The organism is Phytoactinopolyspora mesophila, assembly GCF_010122465.1.
GTDB lineage: Bacteria > Actinomycetota > Actinomycetes > Jiangellales > Jiangellaceae > Phytoactinopolyspora > Phytoactinopolyspora mesophila.
Map to the genome: position 1 here is coordinate 183,278 of NZ_WLZY01000009.1, position 22,729 is coordinate 206,006.

A 22,729-nucleotide genomic window follows, 5' to 3' on the forward strand; every position below is an offset into this window, starting at 1 on the left:
GACAACCCTAACGTCCGGAAACCGAGTCAAGACCATCCGGAAGTCGTAGCTCGGTAGCCCACCACAAGTCGTAATACGGCCCTGAGGCGGCGACGAGGTCCTGGTGCCGCCCCCGCTGCACTACTCGCCCCGCGTCGAGCACAACGATCTCGTCCACCTCGTCCAATCCGGTCAGCCGGTGAGTGATGAGCAATGTGGTGCGCCCGCGGGTGGATGCCACGAGATCGGCGACGAGCTCGTCCGCGGTCTCGGGGTCAAGTCCTTCGGTCGGCTCGTCGAGCACCAGGACGGGCGGATCGGCCAGGAGCGCACGCGCGAGCGCCAGCCGCTGCCGCTGCCCGCCCGAGACCTGCCCTCCGGACTCCCCGACCATGGTGTCCAGTCCGTCCGGCAACGTGTCGATCCAGGTCAGGAGCCGAGCTTCGGCCAAAGCCGCGCGTATCTGCTCGTCGTCGGCCGAGGGCGCGGCGAGCCGGAGGTTCTCCCTGATGGTGGTGTGGAACAGGTGCGAGTCCTGGGTGACGCCGGTGATCAGGGCACGGATGTCGTCACCGCTGTACTCGGTGATGGGATGCCCGTCGACGACGATTTCACCGGACTCGGGCTCGACGAATCGCATCATGGCGGCGAGCAGTGTGCTCTTGCCGGATCCGCTGGCCCCCACAACGGCCACCCGGCGTCCCGGCTCCAGGCGGAGGTTCACGCCCGCGAGTGCGGGTTCCCGATCGCTGGCATGGCGCACAGTCAGGTCCCGGACCGCGATCACGGCGTCACGGCGCGGTGCCGGCAACGGCGTCGGCGGCTCAGCGACCGGCGCCGCGGTGTCCAGGACCGCAATCACCCGGGCCGCCGCCGCCCTGGACTCGAGGAAGTGCCGGACGACGCTGACGAGGGGCAACACCGGCTCGAAGGAGATCAGCGCGACCAATGCCAGCACCGGGACCATGACCGGGGCCAGCGACCCGTCGGCCGCCGCGGCCAGCGCTATCAGCGTGACACCAACGGTGGTCGCCCCCTGCACCAGCATCGCGGCGGCACCGGCGCTCGCCGTGGTCAAGGCGGTCCGCCGCTCGATGCGTGCGAGATCCGTGCCCGCGCGCTCCGCATCGGCCAGGGCTTGGCGAGTGGCGCCGAAGACGGCGAGGTCGGCACTGCCCCGGAGGAGATCGACAGTGCGTGCGGCCAGTTCAGCGCGGGCCGGGGCGAGCCGCTTCGCATGGCGGCGGCTGGCCGCCGCGGTGAGCATCGGAACGACGAGCCCCGCGACCAGCAGTCCCGCTGCCAAGGCCAGCCCCGCGGTGGGTAGGACGGCGAAGCCGAAGCCAACGGCTAGTGCGGCGACGACGGCGGCCGTCGCCGCCGGAACCAGCACCCGGACGATGAAGTCCTGGACCGCCTCAACGTCGGCCACCATCCGGCTGAGCAAGTCTGAGCTGCGAAACGACGGCAGTCCGGCCGGCGCCAGCGGGACCAGCGCGTCGTACACCCGCCCGCGCAACGTGGCCAGGGCGCGCAGGGCGGCGTCGTGACTGGCCAATCGCTCGGCGTAACGGAACAGGCCACGTGAGGTGGCGAAGGCGCGCACCCCGACGATCGCCAGGCTGAGCGCCGCCAGCGGCGGCTGCTGAGCCGCTCGCGCGATCATCCATGCCGCAGTAGCCATCAGGGCGAGAGTCGCGAGTTCGGCGACGACGCTCGCCGCCACCGCGAGGCCGAGCCGGCCCGAGTGGGGCCGCATCAACGCCAGCAGCCGCCGGGTCACCATCAGCCCAGCACCTCCTGAGGCGAAATAGATACCGGACCGGCAACCCTGCCGTGCTCGACGCGCACGACCCGATGAGCGTCGGCGAGCATCGCCGGACGATGCGCCACCACCAGCACCGTGCGCCCCGCCATCAGCTGCCTGGTCGCATCGATCACGGCGGCCTCGCTGCCCGCGTCCAGGCCGGCGGTCGGTTCGTCGAGAATCAGCAGCGGCGCCTCCCGCAGAAATGCCCGCGCCAGGGCGATACGCTGCCGCTGCCCGGCGGAGAGCCCGAATCCGCGCTCGCCGAGTTCGGTGTCGTAGCCACGCGGCAGTTCAGTGATGAACCCGTGTGCGTATGCCAGTCCGGCCGCGCGACGCACATCGTCATCGCTGGCCGAGGGGCGCCCAAGGCGAATATTGTCCGCGACCGTACGGGCGAACAGGTGTGGGCTCTGCGGTACCCAGGCAAGCTGCTCCCGCCATGCCTCGACATCCACCTCCGCCATGTCCACCGTGCCGTCCTCACCTGTGACGAGAACCCGCCCCGACGTCGGCCGCACCAGCCCGAGCAGCACGTTCAGCAACGTGCTCTTTCCCGCCCCGCTCGGACCTATCAACGCCACTCGCTCCCCAGCAGCGATGCTCAGCGACACGTGATCCAGCGCCGGTTCCTGCCTACCCTCGTACTGGACCGTGACGTCCTCAAAGCGCAACCCCCGCATCGAGAGGAGGTTGGTCCGGCGGATGCCGGCCTCGGTGCGGATGGGCATCGACGAGCGAGGCACGAGCGAGCCGCGGGCGTGGCCGGCATTAGCCGGCCCGGCCTTCTCCCCGGCGCTCCCCTCGTCCAGGATGGCGAACGCCCGACCTGCGACCTCAAGCCCTTCCGTACTCGAGTGGAACTGAGAGCCGAGAGCCCGCAAGGGGAGGTATGCCTCAGGGGCCAGCAGCAGCACGAGCAGCGCGGTGTGCAGGTCAAGGCCGCCGTCGAGCAACCGGAGCCCGACGGGCACGGCGACGAGCGCCACGGAGAGCGTCGCCACGAGTTCCAGAACAAGAGCGGACAGGAAGGCAATCCGCAGTGTGCGCATGGTGGCTTGGCGGTGCTGGTCGGCGCTGTCGCGCACCGCCTGGGCCTGCGCTTTGGCCCGGCCGAACGCCCGTAGTGTCGGCAGCCCGGCGACGAGGTCGAGGAAGCGCCCGCCTAGTCGCTCGAGTGCCCGCCACTGCCGCGCAGTCGCCTTCTTGGTCTGCAGCCCGACAAGGACACCGAAGATCGGGATCAGCGGCAGTGTCACACAGATAATCAGCGCCGAGGCGAGGTCGGCGACGGCGAGGCGGATCACCACGGCGATGGGCACGACGGCCGCGATGAACAGCTGGGGGAAGTAGCCGGTGAAATAGGGGTCCAGCGCGTCCAGCCCGCGGCCGAGCGTGGTGGTGATGCGGCCGGTGTGCTGCCCGGACACCCAGGCCGGACCTAGTTCCTGGATGTGGTCGTGGACCTGTTTGCGCAGCGACGCCTTGACCGCCGCGGCGGCGCGCTGAGCGGTTGCCTGCTGGATCCACGACAGTCCGGCCCGGACGGCGAGTACCCCGCCCAGCAGGCCGATGACCCCGGCTACCTCCGCGATCGCTGGCTGGCCCAGAACGCCGTCGGCGAGCACCCGCGCTAATAGTTCCGCCTGCAGAATGATCAGCACCGCGCCCGCCGCGGCCATCAGCATGAACGCGGCGGTGAAGACACGGGCGGCGGGAAGGCTGCCGCTCAGGCGGCGGGCGAGTTGATTCAGGGGAATACCGCCGATCTGGTGCTCACTCGGTGCGGGGACGTCCGCCACGCCCGCGAACCCGGCGACTCCCTGCTCGCGCGGGCTCTGAGGCGATGACAAAGCGTCCGCAGGGCGGTGGACACCGCACCGTGCGTCCTGGGCAAGGCGGCCACGGTGACTCCCCAAAGCAAAGCGAACAGGGTCTAAGCAGTGTCCCAAATCGGAGGTCGCCTGCGCACAGCGGCCCCCTTGGGAAACCGTCTGCAAGATCCCTTTAACAGTGGTCTCACCTCATTGTTGAGACCAAGCGTGACCTAGACCACAATGGCTGCCATGCGAGCACTTCAAGAGGGCGGCTAACCTGTAATGGAGCAGCGGCGGACTCTGACTCGAAAGTAGGCGATCGACACCGTGGCCCCCACCGGCCCGCCAGCGGGTTTCGGACCAAACGACTGGCTTGTCGAAGAACTTTACGCAAGCTGGCTCGAAGACCCCTCAAGCGTTGATCCGCAATGGGCTGACTACTTCGCGGCACATGCGAAGCAGCCGAGCGCGAGTTCCGCTACCACGTCCAAGACTTCTTCCACGCCTTCCAACTCCACCAGTCCGTCCAGCACGAGGACCACCGTGACATCTCAGGCTGCGCCAGCGTCCACTGCCACGTCCCGGCCATCCGGTTCTGCCCCCGTCGAGGGCTCCGGCGGCAGAGAGCCAGAAGCCCCTGCGCGCAAGTCCGCGGCAGCTTCGCCGGACAAGTCTGCTGAGGCTCCCGAGCCCACCGAGGAGAAGGTCCAGCTGCGCGGAGCTCCGGCGCGCACCGCGACCAACATGGAGTCCAGCCTCGAGGTTCCCACCGCCACCAGTGTGCGAGCGGTGCCGGCCAAGCTGCTGGTAGACAACCGCATCGTCATCAACAATCATCTGGCGCGCTCGCGCGGCGGCAAGGTCTCGTTCACCCACATCATCGGCTTCGCCCTGATCAAGGCACTCGGCCGGATGCCCGACATGAACTACTCGTACGGCGAGACCGAGAACGGCAAGCCCGCGCTGGTCAAGCCGGCCCATGTCAACCTCGGCCTGGCCATTGACATGAAGAAGTCCGACGGCACCCGCCAGCTGCTGGTTCCCAGCATCAAGAAGGCCGAGACACTCGACTTCGCCGAGTTCTGGTCGGCGTACGAGGACCTGGTGCGCCGGGCCCGCGACGGCAAACTGGCCGTCGAGGACTTCGTCGGCACCACCATCAGCCTCACCAACCCGGGCACCATCGGCACAGTGCATTCAGTGCCGCGCCTGATGAAGGGCCAGGGCACCATCGTCGGCGTCGGCGCCATGGAGTACCCGGCCGAATACCAGGGCGCGGCGCCGGAGACGCTGGCCCGTATAGGCGTCTCCAAGACCATGACGCTGACCAGCACCTACGACCACCGGATCATCCAGGGGGCGCAGAGCGGGGAGTTCCTCCGCATTGTGCATCAGCTGCTCCTCGGTGAGCACGAGTTCTACGACGAGATCTTCCGTGCGCTGCGAATCCCGTACGAGCCGATCCGCTGGGCCACCGACGTCACCACTGACCATGCCGACGAGGTCAGCAAACAAGCCCGGGTGCTGGAACTCATCCATGCCTACCGGGTGCGTGGCCATCTCATGGCCGACACCGATCCGCTCGAATACCAGCAGCGCACGCACCCAGACCTCGACGTCACCACGCACGGCCTCACCCTCTGGGACCTCGACCGCGAGTTCGCCACCGGCTCGTTCGGCGGCAGCAAACGATTCATGCTCCTACGCGACATCCTCGGGGTGCTGCGCAACGCTTACTGCCGCACCGTCGGCATCGAGTACATGCACATCCAGGAGCCCGACCAACGGCGCTGGATCCAGGAGCGGGTCGAGAAACCCGTCGACCTCACCGCCCGTGAAGACCAGCTGCGCATCCTGCTCAAGCTCAACCAGGCCGAGGCTTTCGAGTCCTTCTTGCAGACCAAGTACGTCGGGCAGAAGCGTTTCTCCCTCGAGGGAGGCGAATCACTCATCCCGCTGCTGGACGAAGTCGTCGCCTCCGCCGCCGAGGAGGGCCTCGTCGAGGTCACGGTCGGTATGGCGCACCGCGGAAGACTCAACGTGCTGGCCAACATCGCCGGGAAGAGCTACTCCCAGATTTTCGGCGAGTTTCAGGGCAACATCGACCCCCGCACCGTGCAGGGCTCGGGTGACGTCAAGTACCACCTGGGTGCCGAAGGCGAGTACACGACGCTCGACGGTTCGAAGATCAAAGTGTCACTCAGCGCCAACCCAAGCCACCTCGAGGCGGTGAACCCCGTACTCGAAGGCATCGCGCGAGCCAAGCAAGACATCTTGGACCGCGGTCAGGACTTCCCTGTGCTGCCCATCCTGGTGCACGGTGACGCCGCCTTCGCCGGGCAGGGCGTCGTCGCCGAGACGCTCAATCTCTCGCAGCTTCGCGGGTATCGCACAGGTGGCACCGTGCACGTCGTCGTCAACAACCAGGTCGGCTACACCACCTCGCCGGAACAGTCGCGCTCGTCGATGTACAGCACCGACGTCGCCCGGATGGTGCAGGCGCCGATCTTCCACGTCAACGGCGACGACCCCGAGGCATGCGCACGAGTAGCCCGGATGGCCTTCGAATTCCGGCAGGCGTTCAACAAAGACGTCGTCATCGACATGATCTGTTACCGCCTGCGCGGTCACAACGAAGGCGACGACCCCAGCTACACCCAGCCGCTGATGTACGACCTCATCCGCGCCAAGCGTCCGGTCCGCAAGCTCTACACCGAGGCGCTGATCGGCCGCGGCGACATCACCATCGAAGAAGCCGAACAGGTGATGGCCGACTACCAGCAACAGCTGGAGCGGGTGTTCGCCGAGACCAGGCAGGCCGAGATCGCCGCCGCGGCCAGCGTGCCGCGCTACCCGGACAAGCCCGAGCCCGAGGGCGAGGTCACAACCGCCGTCAGCCAGGAGATCCTGAAGCGGATCGCCGACGCACACGTCAACGTTCCGGACGGCTTCACGGTTCATCCCAAGGTGCTACCTCAGCTGCAACGCCGCGCGGCGATGTTGGCCGACGGCGGCATCGACTGGGCCACGGCCGAGATCACCGCCTTCGGTTCACTGCTGATCGACGGCCGTCCCGTGCGGCTGGCCGGGCAGGACAGCCGCCGTGGAACATTCGTGCAGCGCTTCGCCGCCGTCGTCGACCGCCACAACGGCGACGCCTGGGTTCCGCTACAGCACCTCGACGAGAACCAGGCCAAGTTCTACGTACATGACTCGCTGCTGTCGGAGTTCGCGGCGATGGGCTTCGAGTACGGCTACTCAGTGGCCAGGCCGGAGGCTTTGGTGCTCTGGGAGGCGCAGTTCGGCGACTTCGTCAACGGCGCCCAGACCATCATCGACGAGTTCCTGACAGCGGGCGAGACCAAGTGGGGTCAGCGCTCGGGCCTGGTGCTGCTGCTCCCGCACGGCTACGAAGGCCAGGGCCCGGACCACTCGTCGGCGCGGATCGAACGGTTCCTGCTCATGGGGGCCGAGGAAGCCTTCCGGGTGGCCCAGCCGTCCACGCCGGCCTCGTACTTCCACCTGTTGCGTCTGCACGCGCTGAGCCCGCACCACCGGCCGCTCATCGTGTTCACCCCGAAGTCGATGCTGCGCAACAAGCGCGCGGTCTCTGAACCTGAGGACTTCACCGGAACCACCACGTTCCAGGCGGTTCTGGGCGACCCGGGCGGCATAGACCCCGCCAAAGTGGAACGCGTGCTGCTCTGCAGTGGGAAGATCACCTGGGATCTGCTCAACAGCCGCGAGAAGAGGTCGGATGAGCGCACGGCCATCATCCGCCTCGAACAGCTCTACCCGCTGGCTGCCGAGCAGATCAGGAACGAGCTCGCCGCATTCCCGGCGTTGCGCGAGGTCCGCTGGGTACAGGACGAACCGGAGAACATGGGCCCGTGGCCCTTCCTTGCCATGCATCTGCCCTCGAAGCTGCCCGATGGCGTGTCGTTGACGCATATCACCCGTCCGGCCAGCACGTCGCCAGCGGTCGGTTCCCCGGCTCGGCACATCGAGGAGCAGAACGAGCTACACGACACCGCCTTCGCCTGAGCCACATTTTCGGGAGTTGATTTGTACTTCACCGACCGAGGAATCGAGGAACTCGAGCATCGCCGCGGCGATGACCAAATCAGTCTCGGCTGGCTGGCCGAACAACTACGCGAGTTCGTCGACGAGAACCCGGAGTTCGAGACCGCCATCGAACGCCTGGCCACGCACCTTGCCCGGCTCGACGACGAAGACGAGGACGACGAGTAACTGCGGCGTTCCGGTGGAGGGAGGCGCAGGGGAGGACCCGTCTCGCCCGCGGACTCGCTCGTACCTCGCTCCCCGCTGCCCGGCCCCACCCCGCCCGGGCCACCCCGGCCCCTCCCACCACCTCGGCGTATCTGCAGCACTGCCGGCCGGCCTTGTCGCCTCGCGAGGCTGGTGATGCGAGGATGGGGCGGTGCGTGACGTCAGAGTATGTGTGTTCGGGGACTCCTTCGTGGCCGGCGTCGGCGATCCCAAAGCGCTCGGCTGGGTCGGGCGGGTGGCCGCGCGGACACCGCCGTCCACCGGAGTTGATCTGACGGCCTATCCGCTGGGTGTGCGCGGTGAAACCACCGAGCAGACCGTCGTTCGGATGCCGATGGAGTGCGCGCCGCGCTTCAGCGGTGGTGACGAGCAGCGCATCGTCGTCGCCACTGGTGTCGCCGACGCCTACCACCATGTCGATCCGGCCCGTTCCGCGGCGGCGCTGGAGTTCGGGCTCGGGTCGTTAGACGTCCCCACGCTGGTCATCGGCCCGCCACCGGTCGGCGACGACGCCATGCTCGGACGTGTGCATGAGCTCGACGCAGCCTTCGGTGAGCTGTGCCGGCGTCGCGGTGTTCCATACATATGCACGTTCCAGCCGCTCTCCAGGCGCAAGCCTTGGCACGACGCCCGCGCCGACGACGGTATCCATCCCAACCAGTCCGGGTACGGCATGCTCGCCTACGTGATCCTGCACGAGGGCTGGTACCAGTGGCTCGACGTGCCGCCACCGGCTGCTCCGGTCAAGGGACGGCATTCGTGAGTACCGTCCTTGCCCGCGGCTCGCTCGTTCCTCGCTCGCCGATGCCCACCGCACCATGGACGGCACTCGCGAATGCCGCCTCACGGGTCAACCTGGCCGGCTTGTTTTAAAGCATGAGGACGATCTTGCCGAAGACGTCGCCTTCTGTCATCGCGGCGAATCCATCGCGTGCCTCGGCCAACGGCAATGTGCGATCGACCACGGGCCGCACCCCCGTATGCTCGCAGAAGGCGAGCAGACGGCGCAGCTCTTCACGAGTACCCATGGTCGAGCCGAGAATGCGCAACTGAAGGAAGAAGACCCGGTTCAGTTCCGTCTCCGCTGCCCAGCCTGACGTGGCACCCGAGGCCACCACTACCCCGCCGGGGCGCAGGGACCGCAGCGAGTGTTTCCAGGTGGCCGCGCCGACGGTCTCCATCACCGCGTCGACTCGTCCGGGTAGCCGGGCGCCGGTCTCGAAGACGTCGGCCGCTCCCAAGGACCGGGTTCGCTCGGCCTTGTCCGGGTCGCGCGAGGTGACCCAGACCTGCACCCCGGCCGCGGCGGCCAAGGTGATCAGCGCTGTCGCCACACCGCCGCCGGCGCCTTGGACCAGCACTGTCTGTCCGGGCGCCACCTGTGCCTGGGTGAAAAGCATGCGATACGCCGTCAGCCAGGCAGTGGGCAGGCATGCCGCGTCGGTGAAAGAGATTCCGGCCGGCTTCGGGAGCAGGTTGCGCCGGGGAACAGCCACCCGCTCGGCGAACGTGCCCGGGTAACGCTCGGACAGCAGCGAACGGCCCGGGTCGAGGGTCTCGTCACCCATCCAGAACGGGTCGGAGATCACGGAGTGCACGACGACCTCGTTGCCATCTTGGTCGATGCCTGCGGCGTCGCCGCCGAGGATCATCGGCAATTGCTCCTCCTTCAGGCCCACTCCACGTAGCGACCACACGTCGTGATGGTTCAGCGATGCCGCCTTGACATCGACCACGGTCCATCCATCGGGGACCTCGGGTTCCGGCCGCTCACCCGTGGCCAGTGCGTTCAGCGGCTCGTCAGCGTCGAAGCTCTCTGCGTAAACGGCGAACATTCCCCGACCCTATCCCGTGATCGTGAGCGGATCCGCTCACGATCACCGGGAAAGGTGGCACGCCAAAACGCCGACGGGGCCGGAGGTGCCGGATGCGGCTACAGGCGGGCGATGCCCTCGCTCCTGGCGGCGTCCGCGACGGCAGCAGCCACGGCAGGAGCCACCCGCGGGTCAAACGGTCCCGGAACGATGTAGTCGGCGGCCAGGTCTTCGCCCACGATTCCGGCCAGCGCCTCGGCAGCAGCGCGCTTCATGCCTTCGGACACGTTCGTCGCCCGTACGTCGAGCGCGCCCCGGAATATGCCCGGAAAAGCCAGGACGTTGTTGATCTGATTCGGGAAGTCGCTTCGGCCGGTAGCGACGACGGCCGCGTGCCGGTGCGCGACGTCGGGATGCACCTCGGGGTCGGGATTGGCGAGCGCGAAGATCACCGCATCCGGCGCCATTGTGGCCACCGCGCTCTCCGGTATCACCCCGCCGGAGACGCCGATCAGGACGTCAGCATCCGGGAGGATGTCGTGCGCTCCACCACGCCGGAGGTCCTGATTAGTGGTGGCGGCCAGCTCGCTCTTGACCGGCGTCAAGCCGTCCCTGCCGGCGTGGATGGCGCCGTGCCGGTCCATGACGACGATGTGCCGGACCCCCATCGACTGCAGGATCTTCGTGACCGCCACACCAGCGGCGCCGGCGCCGGAGACGACGACCCGCACCTCATCGAGCCGGCGCCCGGTGAGGCGCAGAGCGTTGACAAGCGAAGCGGCGACCACAACGGCCGTGCCGTGCTGATCGTCGTGGAACACCGGGATGTCCAGGCGTTCCTGCAGCCGTCGTTCCACTTCGAAGCATCGGGGCGCGGAGATGTCCTCAAGATTGATGCCGCCGAACGTCGGTGCCATCCGGGCGACGGTTTCCACAAGGTCATCGACGTCACGGCAATCAAGGCAGACGGGCACGGCATCCACCCCCGCGAACTCCTTGAACAGCAGCGCTTTGCCTTCCATGACCGGCAACGAGGCCTCCGGGCCGATGTCGCCGAGACCGAGGACGGCCGATCCGTCGGTGACGACGGCGACGGTGTTGCCCTTCCACGTCAGGTCATGGACCCGGGCCGGGGTGTCGGCAATGGTGGTGCACACCCGCGCCACGCCGGGTGTGTATGCGAGCGAGAGATCGTTCGCGTTGCGCACCGGCACTGTGGAACGGACCTCGAGCTTGCCCCCACGGTGCAGGCGGACTGCCCGATCGGTGAGCGTTTCAGCCGCCGAGGCCTCAGCGGCGGGTGCCTCGGCAAGCGGTTCAGAAGGGACGATTTCGGCAACCATGTGGTGACCCCTGACAACACGAAATGAGGCGGCAAAGTAGGCAAAATAGCCGGTGACATCTGCTCCACGTGATGCCGTGGCGGCAGGAACCGGAGACGGGGGTCACCCGTGAGCTGTCATTGTGCCACGCCGCGACAGGGCTCGAAACCGGTTTTCGGAGAACTTCTTTATTCGATCGTGGCCGGATGATGACCCGAATGCGTCTCGGCGCTGGCAGGATTCAGCGCACCGAGAGCATCAACTGGCAGACCACCCGAACCCGGGAGAGCCGCGCATGATCGTAACACGCCGCATACGAACAATCACTCTCGCGTTCGCCGGTTTCTTTCTGCTCGCCGCGTGCGGAGATGACAACAGAGAGCACGAGGCATATCTCCTCGTCGAAGAAGGCCAGCTCACGGTCTGTTCAGAGGTTCCGTATCCGCCGTTCGAGTTCGAGGATCCCGAGGCTCCCAGTGGCTACAGCGGGTTCGACATGGACTTGATGCAGGAGATCGCCGACCGCCTAGAACTGCCCATGGAGGTCAAGGTGGTCGGATTCGATCCGCTCGTCGACGGCACGGTGTTCCACTACCGGCAATGCGACGCCGGCGCTTCCGCGATCACCATCCGGGAGGATCGCGAGCAGGACCTCGACTTCTCCGACCCGTACTTCGACTCACTTCAGTCCCTGCTGGTTCCCGTCGACTCCGGCATCTCCTCGATCGACGACCTCAACGGCAAATCGGTCGGCATCCAGGCGAGCAGCACCGGCCAGGAGTTCGCCATGGAGAACCTCCCCGACGGCGCCGTTCCTCAGGCCTATCCCGGCGACGCCGAACTCCTGCCGGCCCTCCAGTCCGGTCACATCGACGCGATCCTGCAGGACTATCCCGTGAACGACGAGCACGCGCAGGCCAACGACGACTACGAGGTCGTCGAGACGTTCGAGACCGACGAGCAGTACGGATTCGCCTTCGGCAAAGGCGAGAAAACCGAGCTACTCAACGCCGTTAACGAACACCTGGCTCAGATGCGCGAGGACGGCACCTACGAGGAGATCTATCAGAGGTACTTCAACGTCGACTAAATGGTCGTGCGCGCTCTGGCCGGCCGACTCCACGCCTTCCGGCGCGCGACGAGCACTCATGCCTCATGAAGCACGTGGCCAGACCGGACATATGCTTCTTTACTGGATCGTGGCCTGAACATGACCCGATCGCGTCATATCAGTGGCAGGATTCCCACCACCACAAGTGAAATCGCACAACGCCCCAACCGGGAGAGAACAGTCATGACCTTGCTCCACATATCGCGCTCGATCGCCGTCGCCGCCGCCGGCGTCCTGCTGCTGTCCGCCTGCGGCGACGACGGCGACGACGCCTCCGCCGAGGCCAACGGCGACTTCAATCTCGTCCAGGACGGCGTGCTGACGGTCTGCTCGGACGTTCCGTACCCACCGTTCGAGTTCGAAGACTCGGACGCACCAAGCGGGTACAGCGGCTTCGACATGGATCTCATGCAGGAGATCGCCGACAATCTCGGCCTCGAAATGTCCGTACAGGCCGTGGGGTTCGACCCCCTTCAAAGCGGCACGGTCTTCGCCGCCAACCAATGTGACGTCGGTGCCTCGGCGATGACCATCACCGAGGAGCGCCAGGAGAACATCGACTTCTCCGACCCGTACTACGACTCTCTGCAATCGCTCTTGACCAGCGTGGACTCCGGGATCTCCTCGATCGAGGACCTCGACGGACGCAACGTCGGAGTCCAGCAAGGCACCACGGGCCAATCGTTCGCCGAGGAGAACCTCCCGGAAGGCGCCTCTCCTCAGGCGTTCCCGAGCGACGGGGAACTGTGGCCCGCCCTGCAAGCAGGCAACATCGACGCGATCCTGCAGGACTTCCCGGTCAACTATGAGCACGAACAGGACGACGAAGGCTACGCGATCGTCGAGACGTACGAGACCGACGAGCAGTACGGCTTCGCGTTCGGCAAGGACGACCGCCCCGAATTACTGGCCGCCGTCAATGAGCAACTGGCTGAGCTGCGCGAAGACGGGACGTACGACGAGATCTACGCCGAGTACTTCGAAGTCGACTAAGCGCCGAACAGGACAAGCGTGCGAAAAGTCACCAGAAGGCGCCTCAATCGCGGCGCCTTGTACGTGGTGTTCGTCGCGGCGGTCGGGGCTATCGTTGTCGCTGCCGACTGGGAACGACTACAGCGGACCTTCTTCAGAGTCGAGATCGCCCGCGATCAGCTTCCCGAGATCATCACGATCGCCGCGCGGAACACCATACTTTTCACCCTCATCGCGTTCGGTGGTGGCCTGGTATTAGGCGTCACGCTGGCTTTGATGAAGCTTTCGCCGGTACTGCCTTATCGGTGGTTCGCGATCGCCTACATCGAGGTCTTCCGTGGTCTACCCGCACTGCTGACCATCTTCGGGATGGCCTACGTGCTGCCGATAGCCTTCGGCATCCGGGTGCCTGGAGGAAATGTCGGCGCGGGCCTACTCGCGTTGGTCATGGTCGCCGGCGCCTACATCGCGGAGATCGTTCGAGCCGGCATCGAAGGTGTGCCCAAAGGGCAGACCGAGGCCGCCCGTTCCCTGGGCATGTCTCCTACCCGAACGATGTTCTCGATTATCCTGCCGCAGGCTTTCCGGATCGTGATCCCGCCGATCACCAACGAATTCGTCCTTCTGATCAAGGACACATCGCTGTTGTTCATCGTCGGCACAACACTGACGACGAAGGAGATCACGACGTTCTCCCGGGACGCCGTGGTCAACACCGGGAATGCCACGCCGCTCATTATGGGAGGCATGTTGTATCTGCTGATCACCATTCCGCTGACGCGCCTGGTGGCCGTGCTGGAACGCCGGATGGCGAGGACCCGATGACGCGGACCGGTCAGCTGTCCCCTGACGTCCCGGCGATCGAGGTCGCCGATTTACACAAGAGTTTTGGCGAGCTAGCTGTTCTGAAAGGTATCGACTTGACGGTCGACGCCGGTCAGGTCGTGTGCGTCGTCGGCCCCAGCGGGTCGGGCAAATCCACTCTGCTGCGGTGTGTCAACCGCCTCGAAGAGCCGACCTCCGGAAAGATCCGGGTCGAGGGAATCGACATTCTCGATCCGGAGGTCGACCTCGACCGCGTCCGGGCCCGTATAGGCATGGTGTTTCAGCAGTTCAACTTGTTTCCGCACCTGACGGTGCTGCGCAATCTCACGCTCGCTCAGCAACGAGTGCTCGGGCGTGGAAAGCAAGACGCCCAGAGAATCGCCATCGAGAACCTCGAGCGGGTCGGTCTCATCGACAAGAAGGACGCCTACCCAGCGCACCTTTCCGGCGGCCAGCAGCAGCGGGCTGCCATCGCCCGCTCCCTGTCGATGGAGCCGGACATGATGCTCTTCGACGAGCCGACCTCGGCACTGGACCCCGAACTCGTCGGAGATGTGCTGGACGTGATGCGCGGCTTGGCAACCAGCGGAATGACGATGATGGTCGTCACCCATGAGATGGGCTTCGCTCGTGAGGTGGGCGACGAGCTGATCTTCATGGACGAGGGCGTCATCGTGGAATCAGGCAACCCCAGGGACGTGCTGAGCAATCCGCGGCATCAGAGAACACAGGCTTTTCTCTCCAAAGTTCTCTGAAGACCGGCCCCGCTGGCACGAAGTGCTAGTGGCGCGGACCCAGGAGTCCGCGCCACTAGTCCCGACCACTCGGCTTGCATGGCGGCCGGGATGTGACAGGCTATCGACGAGTGATCTCTCTCGTCAGGAGGCCCGGTGAGCGATCCCCGCACGACGAACGCTGATCTCGTCGAGCTGAGCGTGCCCGCGTCCAGCGCATATCTGGCTGTGCTGCGCACCACTTCAGCAGGGTTGGGAGCCCGCCTAGGCCTCACTCTGGACGACATCGAAGATCTCCGGATCGCCGTCGACGAAGCCTGTGCCATGCTGCTCCCGGTGGCACAGCCCGGCGCGAACCTCCAGTGCCGTTTCGAACTCCACGACGACGTCCTGGAGGTCCTGGTATCAGTGGCCGCCACGCACACCACGCTCCCGGGCCCGGACAGCTTCGCGTGGACTGTCCTGTCCGCCTTGGCGGGCGACGTGCGTTCGTCGGTCCGGGACGGGCGTGTCGCCATCACGCTGCGCAAGAAGCGCGGGTGAACCACGGGTGGAGCAAACTACCGTCGACCGCACTGAAAGCCGCGAGCTACTTCTCGAACTCGCGGCTCTCGATCCAGCCGACCCCCGGCGGCTGGCCATGCGGAACCGGCTGGCCACCCTCCATCTGCCGCTGGCCGAGCATCTGGCTCGGCGTTTCGCCGGCCGCGGTGAGCCGTACGAAGACCTCGTACAGGTCGCCACCATCGGGCTGATCAAGTCCCTTGACCGATACGATCCCCGCCGTGGCGTCGAGTTCTCTACCTACGCCACACCCACCATCCTCGGCGAGATCAAGCGGTGGTTCCGCGACAAGGGCTGGGCCGTGCGGGTTCCCCGGCGGCTCCAGGAGCTCCGGTTGTCCATCGGCACGGCCACGACGGAACTCACGCACCAGCTCGGCCGCTCGCCCACCATCAACGAGCTGGCCACGGCAGTGGGGGTCGGCGAGGATGCCGTGCTGGAGGCGCTCGAATCCGCGACGGCCTATAGCGCGGTCTCGCTGGACGCCCCGGAGACGAGCGCCGAGACCGGTGCCGCGCCGCTCGAGGTCATCGGCCATGACGACGAGGCGCTTGAAGGAGTGGAGAACCGGGAAGCGATCGCTCGGATCCTGAGTACGTTGCCCGAGCGGGAGCGGCGGATCATCGTCCTGCGCTTCTTCCGCAACATGACACAGTCCCAAATCGCCGACGAGGTCGGCATCTCCCAGATGCACGTTTCCCGGCTGTTGTCGCGTACGCTGGCCAACCTCCGCGAGTCGCTGCTGACCGACCCCCACGACGAGACGCTGTAGAGCGCCCCAATCCGCGCCCCGACTGCCGCGGCCTCGTAGGGCCGGCACTAGGGTGTCCTGATATGCGTGCCCTTGTCGTGGTCAATCCACATGCAACGACCACGTCCGAGCGGACCCGTGACGTCCTCATCTCCGCTCTGCGGCACGATCTCGAGCTTCACGTGGTTGAGACGACACATCGCGCCCACGCCGTAGAGCTTGGCCGCCAAGCCCGGACACAGAAGCTCGACCTCGTGATCGCCGTCGGCGGTGACGGCACGGTCAATGAACTGATCAACGGCATGCTCGACGGTGAACATGGCAGCGACGTCCCCGCCATCGGCATAGTTCCCGGCGGCAGCACCAACGTCCTGGCCCGCAACCTCGGCATTCCCGAGGATCCTGTCGAGGCCACCGGCCTGCTGCTGGACGCATTGCGTGAGGGACGGCGCCAGCCGCTCGGCCTGGGCCGGCTCGACCAGCGGTATTTCACCTTCGCCGCTGGCGTGGGGCTCGACGCCGATGTGGTCCGGACGGTCGAAGAACTGCGTGCGGCCGGTCGCAAGTCGACTCACGCGCTGTACGTCCGCACAGCGGTTCGCCGCCTTTTCGCGCAGCCGGACCGCCGTCACAGCAGGATCACCATCACCGCCGCCGGTCACGAAGGTGAGGCGTTGCCACCTGTCGCCGTCGCCGTCATCAGCAACTGCTCGCCATGGACGTACCTGGGCAGCCGGCCGCTGCGGCCGACGCCGCGGGCGAGCTTCGATTCGGGCCTCGACCTGTTCGGACTCAGCGGCCTAGGGCTGATCCCCACCGTGAAGTCCGTAGCCCAGATGACTACCCGTCGCGGCCCACGTGGGCGCCGGGTGGTATCGCTCCACGACCAGCACGAACTCACCTTGCACTCGGAGCAGCCGATGCCGGTTCAGCTCGACGGCGACTACATCGGGGAACGGACCAGCGTTACCGTCTCATCCGTCCCGAACGCCATAGGCGTCGCATACTGACCGGCCCATCCGAACCCGGCTGCCTGCCGCAAAAGAGCACACCGACCCACTTGTTGATCTTCAAAGATCCCGCACTCGACGACGTCGGCTCGCGACAGATCTAGACCACATCACCTGACCTGAATGTCTGTTTTGGGGTACTTCCTACCCTTATTGTGATGGAGGCTACATGAAGATTGATGAGACGGAACGCACAAAGCCCTTGTACACGGGTCACGAACTTGTCACTCTTGTACTGCCACGTGGTTAACGGTGCGCTGTTATGCGCGCCGGAGGCCACCACGGTGGGACTGGTGGCAACCCCGTTTCGGGCAGTGGGACCGGAATGAGGCTGTCGACAGTTCGTGAACGAATTCACGTAATGCCGCGCGCCGGACAGAAACCCTGTACGGCGCCATAATACCGAGGAGCTGTGAGACCCATGGACTGGCGCCACCGTGCCGCCTGTCGCGACGAGGACCCCGAGCTGTTCTTCCCCATCGGGAACACTGGTCCTGCGTTGCTCCAGATCGAAGAAGCCAAGGCGGTCTGCCGACGGTGTGACGTTCGCGAGGAGTGCCTACGCTGGGCACTTGAGAGCGGACAGGACGCAGGCGTCTGGGGCGGGCTGTCCGAGGACGAGCGCAGGGCTCTCAAGCGTCGCAACGCCCGCGCCCGCGCCCGCGCATACTGAGGACCTGCACACCAAGCAGACATTCAGCTGCGCCGGGCATCGCACTGGACACGCTTCAGAGCTAATTCAGCAACAGGCTCTTAACCGTCAATCGGCAGGTCCAGCACCACTCGCGCCCCGCTAGCCGGTCGCGAGGCAACATCGATTGTGCCCCCGAGCTCGCCTATCACCAAGGTCCGCACTATTTGCAGACCGAGGTTGCCGGAGAGCTCGGGGTCGAACCCTGGCGGAAGCCCAACACCGTCGTCTTCGATGACGATCCGCAACCGACCGTCGTGGCGGGTCGCCTCCAGCGTCACCGTTCCCTCATGGTCGCCCAGGCCGTGCTCAACGGCATTCTGCAAAATCTCGGTCAGCGCCATCGCCAGCGGCGTCGCCACGCTCGCGGACAAGACGCCGAATGTCCCCGACCGCCGTCCATGGACCCGCGGCTCCGTAGCCGCCACCTCAGCGACCATCGCCAGCAGCCGGTCGGCTACGCCGTCGAAGTCGACAGTGTCATCCACGGTTTGCGCCAGCGTCTCATGAACTACGGCGATTGCCCCGACTCTGCGAACGGCTTCCTCCAACGCGGCGCGCCCTTCAGGCGCCCGCATCCGGCGTGCCTGCAAACGCAGCAGCGCCGCCACCGTCTGAAGATTGTTCTTCACCCGATGGTGAATCTCGCGGATGGTCGCGTCCTTGGTCAGTAGCTCGCGTTCCCTACGCCGAACCTCAGTCACATCACGGCAGAGCACCAGCGCGCCCGAGTACTCCCCGCCGGGGTCGAGCGGAATGGTGCGCAATGTCACCACTGTCCCGTTGCCCTCGATCTCCGTCCGGACGTGCTGCCGCCCGGCCACCAGCACGTCGAGGGACTCGTCCATGGCTCCGCCGCGGGGCGCGAGAGTGGCGGTGGCTTGACCGAAGTGCTGACCCACGAGATCCGCTGACAATCCAAGCCTCCGGTAGGCGGACATCGCGTTGGGGCTCGCATAACGGACCATGCCGTCCGGATCCAGGCGCACCAGGCCGTCACCGACTCGAGGAGCTCCACGTCTGCCCATATCAGTGCGTCGTGCGTGGGGGAAACGGCCGTCGACGACGAGCTTGGCAAGATCGCTCGCACACTCGAGGTAGGCGAGTTCCAGCCGGCTCGGCGTCCGAACGGAGACGAGATTCGTGTGCCGCCCGATCACCGCGATGAATCGGTGGTCGTGTCGAACGGGGATCGCCTCGACGCGCACCGGCACGTCGTCCCACCATTCGGGATCGCCCTCCCGTTTGATCACACCGTCTGTGTACGCGGAGTCGACCAGCGGCCGCCGCCCCTTCGCGAGGAAGGTGCCGACCAGATCCTCGACGTACGCCGTGGGCCCCGTTGTGGGGCGCATCTGGGCCGCAGCCCAGAAGCCTGCGCCATCGCGATCGGGCACCCACAACACGAGATCGGCGAACGACAAGTCAGCCATCAACTGCCAGTCGGCGACCAGGCTATGCAGCCAATCGAGATCAGCTTCGGTGAGATCGGTACGGCGGCGGACAACATCGTTCAACGACGGCACCAGACGAGATTACCCGTATATTGGTCATGGGCTCCGCCGATGGATGGCCGGACCCTTAGACTGTCTTTCGATTTGATCACCTCTCTCGTCAAATGGCGGGGGAATCTGTCAGGATTCTGTCTGTGCAAAGGTCGTCGTACTGGGAGCGTGTCGTCGCGCAGGGCTACCCCGTACCCCAGGGCGAGGCCCTTGACGAGCTCACCACTGAACTGGCCGCCATGCTGGGCGAGCCCGATCCGCATGTGCGCGACGACATCGCCTACTCGGTGCTGCACACCTGGATCTCCGAAGGCGTCTACGACCACCTGCTGTCCGGGCTCGGCGACGGCCTCGCGTACGGGCTACGCCAGGGCCTGGGCGAGCGCGAGACGAACTCAGTCCTGCGCCGCTCCTACTCGGCGATCACCTTGGCCGGCGTCGTCGCTCGCGACAACCTGATTCACACCTTGCCACCCGCTGTTGTGCTCACCTGGGCCGATTACGCCGTCGCCTGGATCCTCGCCGAGAAGGATCTACGCGGTTGGGTACCCGAACTCGGTTGGGTGCACGCCATCACCCACGGTGCCGACCTCCTTGCCACCCTCACCGCATCCCGCCACCTCGGCACTGACGAGCTCGCCGTGCTGCTCGATGTGGTTGCCGAGCGGCTGCTCACGCAGACCGATCAGCGCTTCAGCGGTCACGAGACCGAGCGGCTCGCCTATGCCACGATGTCGCTACTGCACCGCAACCTCGTGCCTACCGACGTCTTGGAGACGTGGCTGGAACGGCTCGCGCCCATGGCCGGCGACGTCAACGCCCCAAACACTCCTGAACCGGCGAACAAGGTCAATGCCATGGAGTACCTCAAAGCGCTGCACCTACAGTTGCTGCTCGGGGTACGCGGCACACCGGCGCAGGAGGCGTCAGCTTCACCGCAGGCCGCTCCGAAGGCCCGCACCGACCTCTTGATCGCGCTACAGAACGCGCTGCGCTCTGGGTCACCCTGGCTGTACCGCCAGACCGCCCGGCCATCGGCGCCACCGGCCCGCTGAAGGCGGCCTCCCGGCTTAGAGACAATGCTGGCGCGTGCCTGCCCTCGGTGGTCAGGACGCCCGGTGCCGGAATGTGGCTCGGTAGCCTTGTGGCGTGGTGCCCAGCCGTCGGCTGAAATGGTGCCTCAGCGCGGCGCCGGTGCCGAACCCGGTGGCTGCCGCGATCGCGTCGATGGTGTCGTCGCCTTGCTCGAGCATCTGCTGAGCGGCCGCGACCCGGCGTCCGAGTAGCCATCCGTACGGCGTGGCCCCGGTCTCGGCACGAAACCGTCGCGCAAAGGTCCTCGGGGACATCGAGGCCAACGCGGCCAGGCTCTCGACCGTGAGGTCCTCGTCGAGATGGCCCTCCATGTAGTCGATGACGCCGGCCATGGTCTGCAACGGCATGGCCCGGATCGGCGCCTCGACGAACTGCGCCTGGCCGCCGTCCCTGTGTGGGGGCACCACCATCCGGCGGGCGATGGCCACAGCGGCGTCGGCGCCATACTCCTTGCGCCACAAGTGCAAGCACGCGTCGATGCCCGCGGCTGTCCCAGCGCTGGTGATCACCGGATCCTCGTCGACATATAGCACATCGGGGTCGACCTTGGCCGCCGGGAAAGTGCGCGCGAGCTCGTCGCTGTGCATCCAGTGCGTGGTACAGCGTCGCCCATCCAGCAGTCCGGCCGCGCCCAGCAAGAACGCGCCGGTACATACCGAGAGCACGCGAGCACCACGCTCCACCGCGTCGCGTAAAAGCGCGAACAATTCTTCGGTGTAGGGCTCACGCTGCTCGAGCACGCGCTGCCTGGGGACGGCCGGGATGCCGATCAGGTCGGCCTCAGCCAGCTTCTCCAGTCCGTGCGACACCACGAGATCAAATCCCACAGATGTCTTCACCGGGCCAGGCCGGATCCCACACACGTTGAAATCAAGGACGGGAAGACCCTGCTCGGAACGGTCGATGCCGAAAGCCTCGGTGAGCACACCCAGCTCGAACGGCGCAACGCCGTCGAGCGCCAGTACCGCCACATTCCGGAGCATTCAGGCAGTCTGGCAGAGAAATGGCAGAAAGTCGATGGCAGACGGCAGTCCTGCCACTAGTGGCAGGACTACGATAGGCGCAGACTTTCTGCCATGACCATCGCGCTCGCACTCATTCTCCTCGCAACGCTCGTCCTGGCCGTACACCTTGCCAGGTTGATCCGCGCCGATGGTGGATCACGCCAGAGCCCGCCCCCGAACACCCGGGAGTCCTGGAGCACTGATCCCCCCGTCCGCCCGTACAGCGAGCGCATGCACCCGTGACCGCCACCACGGCCCGGCTAGTCGATGACGACCAGAATGTCGCCTTCCTGGACGACGTCGCCGGCGCCCACCCTGATGTCGGCCACCACGCCTCCCCCCTCGGCCAGCACGGGGATCTCCATCTTCATCGACTCCAGCACCAGTAGCATCGCGCCAGGCTCGACCCGCTGCCCCTTGGACACGGTCACGGAATGGACATTGGCCACCATCTCGGCGGATACCTGCTCTGCCACGCGCACGCTCTCCTCATTCGAAATGGCCCTGGAACCGCAGTGGCACCCTAATACGCGGGACCGGCTCCGTCGTCTGTGACGTTCGTTGCGCGGTCAGGAACGGGCTTCATGGGCGTGGCTTCCACAAGATCGCGCCCAAAGGGGGCCACCATGAGTATTGTGGTGCTCGTTGTGCTCGCGCTGATAGCCGGCCTGGCCGTCGGCTATGCGAGGCACGGCCGGCTACGGCGGCTGGCCCAACCACCACCGGTTCGCAATAGGTTGTTGCTCACCGCACTCGGCCTTTACATCCTCGCCGTCTTCGCCAGCTGGGCGTGGGAATCCGCGCTAGGGATACTGTCAGCTCTCAGCTGGTTCGTCGTGGCTTTCTACGCCTGGCTCAACCGCTGGATGCCCGGGGCACGGCTGATCGCGCTCGGGTTGTGCGCGAACGCCCTGGTACTCCTACTCAACGGATCCGTGCCGGTTTCGGCCGACGCCGCGGCTCGGGCCGGCGTGGAACGCTCGACGCTCACAGAGGGCAACACCCAGCCGGCCGATGATTCGACCCGGCTGGCCCTGCTCGCCAAGAACGTGCCCGTGGCCTTCCCCAATCGCCCCGAGGTGGTCAGCCCGGGAGACATCGCCGTGGCCGCCGGCCTGGCAGCGGTTCTGGCCACCGGCATGACCGGCCGGCGACCGGCCACCAACGTCATCCCGGCGACGAGGCGGCGAGACCGATATGCCGAAGCCGAGATCCACGACGCCAACTCACCGCCGGATGACGAAACCGCCCCGGCTGACCACGACGCCGCCGACGATGCGTCCGCCGACGACACACCCACAGCGCCAGGCCATGCAGCGTCCGCACATGCCGGGCGAAGCGGAAACGACCACCCTCGTGCGAGAATGAACCGCCAGCGCCGAACGGACACCACGCCGGTCCGGCGCCATGCCAACGCATGAACCAACCGAGGAGCATC

The 22,729-nt window shown here is 66.2% G+C and carries 21 protein-coding genes; 14 read left to right on the forward strand and 7 right to left on the reverse strand.

Going from position 1 to position 22,729, the window contains the following annotated elements:
* Positions 1-7: 7 nt before the first annotated feature.
* Together cydC and cydD are read right to left on the reverse strand one after the other, a co-directional pair.
* A complete protein-coding gene (gene cydC, locus F7O44_RS23355) occupies positions 8-1,765 on the reverse strand; it encodes a thiol reductant ABC exporter subunit CydC (RefSeq protein ID WP_162452712.1) in 1,758 nt (585 codons plus the stop codon).
* Complete coding sequence (gene cydD / locus F7O44_RS23360; RefSeq protein WP_162452793.1) at positions 1,765-3,474, reverse strand: thiol reductant ABC exporter subunit CydD; 1,710 nt, start codon at positions 3,472-3,474, stop codon at positions 1,765-1,767. Before cydD ends, cydC begins: the two co-directional genes overlap by 1 nt.
* Positions 3,475-3,930: 456 nt before the next feature.
* On the opposite strand from cydD, the gene F7O44_RS23365 reads away from it, so the two are divergent.
* From F7O44_RS23365 to F7O44_RS23375, 3 genes are all read left to right on the forward strand, one after another.
* The gene (locus tag F7O44_RS23365; RefSeq protein WP_222851628.1) at positions 3,931-7,647 is read left to right on the forward strand and encodes a multifunctional oxoglutarate decarboxylase/oxoglutarate dehydrogenase thiamine pyrophosphate-binding subunit/dihydrolipoyllysine-residue succinyltransferase subunit; all 3,717 of its coding nucleotides are present in this window, start codon (positions 3,931-3,933) and stop codon (positions 7,645-7,647) included.
* Positions 7,648-7,668: 21 nt separating this feature from the next.
* A complete protein-coding gene (locus F7O44_RS23370) occupies positions 7,669-7,854 on the forward strand; it encodes a DUF6104 family protein (protein ID WP_162452713.1) in 186 nt (61 codons plus the stop codon).
* Between the two features lie 190 nt (positions 7,855-8,044).
* Positions 8,045-8,656 (forward strand): GDSL-type esterase/lipase family protein, encoded by a 612-nt coding sequence (locus tag F7O44_RS23375; protein WP_162452714.1) that lies wholly within the window; start codon positions 8,045-8,047, stop codon positions 8,654-8,656.
* Positions 8,657-8,762: 106 nt separating this feature from the next.
* Here the strand turns inward: F7O44_RS23375 and F7O44_RS23380 are convergent, their stop codons facing one another.
* Positions 8,763-9,728 (reverse strand): zinc-binding dehydrogenase, encoded by a 966-nt coding sequence (locus F7O44_RS23380; protein ID WP_162452715.1) that lies wholly within the window; start codon positions 9,726-9,728, stop codon positions 8,763-8,765.
* Between the two features lie 98 nt (positions 9,729-9,826).
* Positions 9,827-11,050, reverse strand: coding sequence for an NAD(P)-dependent malic enzyme (locus F7O44_RS23385; protein ID WP_162452716.1), 1,224 nt, complete (start codon positions 11,048-11,050; stop codon positions 9,827-9,829).
* Positions 11,051-11,324: 274 nt separating this feature from the next.
* Here F7O44_RS23385 and F7O44_RS23390 point away from each other — a divergent pair, with 274 nt between their 5' ends.
* From F7O44_RS23390 to F7O44_RS23425, 8 genes are all read left to right on the forward strand, one after another.
* A complete protein-coding gene (locus F7O44_RS23390; protein ID WP_162452717.1) occupies positions 11,325-12,119 on the forward strand; it encodes an ABC transporter substrate-binding protein in 795 nt (264 codons plus the stop codon).
* 204 nt (positions 12,120-12,323) lie between these two features.
* A complete protein-coding gene (locus F7O44_RS23395) occupies positions 12,324-13,133 on the forward strand; it encodes a transporter substrate-binding domain-containing protein (RefSeq protein ID WP_162452718.1) in 810 nt (269 codons plus the stop codon).
* An 18-nt stretch (positions 13,134-13,151) separates the two neighbouring features.
* Positions 13,152-13,937, forward strand: a complete 786-nt coding sequence (locus F7O44_RS23400) for an ABC transporter permease subunit (RefSeq protein ID WP_162452719.1) — start codon at positions 13,152-13,154, stop codon at positions 13,935-13,937.
* Complete coding sequence (locus F7O44_RS23405) at positions 13,934-14,692, forward strand: amino acid ABC transporter ATP-binding protein (RefSeq protein WP_162452720.1); 759 nt, start codon at positions 13,934-13,936, stop codon at positions 14,690-14,692. The genes F7O44_RS23400 and F7O44_RS23405 overlap by 4 nt, the downstream gene beginning before the upstream one ends.
* Before the next feature lie 135 nt (positions 14,693-14,827).
* Positions 14,828-15,214: an ATP-binding protein gene (locus F7O44_RS23410; RefSeq protein WP_162452721.1), complete on the forward strand. Its 387-nt coding sequence runs from the start codon at positions 14,828-14,830 to the stop codon at positions 15,212-15,214.
* Positions 15,180-16,007, forward strand: coding sequence for an RNA polymerase sigma factor SigF (locus F7O44_RS23415; protein ID WP_425501421.1), 828 nt, complete (start codon positions 15,180-15,182; stop codon positions 16,005-16,007). Before F7O44_RS23410 ends, F7O44_RS23415 begins: the two co-directional genes overlap by 35 nt.
* Before the next feature lie 62 nt (positions 16,008-16,069).
* Positions 16,070-16,996 (forward strand): diacylglycerol/lipid kinase family protein, encoded by a 927-nt coding sequence (locus F7O44_RS23420; RefSeq protein ID WP_162452722.1) that lies wholly within the window; start codon positions 16,070-16,072, stop codon positions 16,994-16,996.
* Between the two features lie 421 nt (positions 16,997-17,417).
* Positions 17,418-17,669 carry a WhiB family transcriptional regulator gene (locus tag F7O44_RS23425; RefSeq protein ID WP_162452723.1) on the forward strand — a complete coding sequence of 84 codons (252 nt, stop codon included), beginning with the start codon at positions 17,418-17,420 and terminating at the stop codon, positions 17,667-17,669.
* An 80-nt stretch (positions 17,670-17,749) separates the two neighbouring features.
* On the opposite strand, the gene F7O44_RS23430 is transcribed toward F7O44_RS23425, so the two are convergent.
* Positions 17,750-19,213, reverse strand: coding sequence for a histidine kinase N-terminal domain-containing protein (locus tag F7O44_RS23430; RefSeq protein ID WP_174255976.1), 1,464 nt, complete (start codon positions 19,211-19,213; stop codon positions 17,750-17,752).
* Between the two features lie 122 nt (positions 19,214-19,335).
* On the opposite strand from F7O44_RS23430, the gene F7O44_RS23435 reads away from it, so the two are divergent.
* A complete protein-coding gene (locus F7O44_RS23435) occupies positions 19,336-20,247 on the forward strand; it encodes a DUF2785 domain-containing protein (RefSeq protein ID WP_222851630.1) in 912 nt (303 codons plus the stop codon).
* Between the two features lie 51 nt (positions 20,248-20,298).
* Here F7O44_RS23435 and F7O44_RS23440 read toward each other — a convergent pair whose 3' ends face one another.
* Complete coding sequence (locus F7O44_RS23440; RefSeq protein ID WP_162452725.1) at positions 20,299-21,270, reverse strand: GlxA family transcriptional regulator; 972 nt, start codon at positions 21,268-21,270, stop codon at positions 20,299-20,301.
* 93 nt (positions 21,271-21,363) lie between these two features.
* Between F7O44_RS23440 and F7O44_RS23445 the strand changes: the two genes are divergently transcribed.
* Entirely contained in the window at positions 21,364-21,534 is a 171-nt protein-coding gene (locus F7O44_RS23445; protein WP_162452726.1) for a hypothetical protein, read from the forward strand.
* A gap of 17 nt (positions 21,535-21,551) precedes the next feature.
* Here the strand turns inward: F7O44_RS23445 and F7O44_RS23450 are convergent, their stop codons facing one another.
* Positions 21,552-21,767, reverse strand: coding sequence for a biotin/lipoyl-binding carrier protein (locus F7O44_RS23450; RefSeq protein WP_162452727.1), 216 nt, complete (start codon positions 21,765-21,767; stop codon positions 21,552-21,554).
* A gap of 150 nt (positions 21,768-21,917) precedes the next feature.
* Between F7O44_RS23450 and F7O44_RS23455 the strand changes: the two genes are divergently transcribed.
* On the forward strand, positions 21,918-22,712 hold the full coding sequence (locus tag F7O44_RS23455) for a DUF5317 family protein (protein ID WP_162452728.1): 795 nt from the start codon (positions 21,918-21,920) through the stop codon (positions 22,710-22,712).
* Positions 22,713-22,729 lie beyond the last annotated feature (17 nt).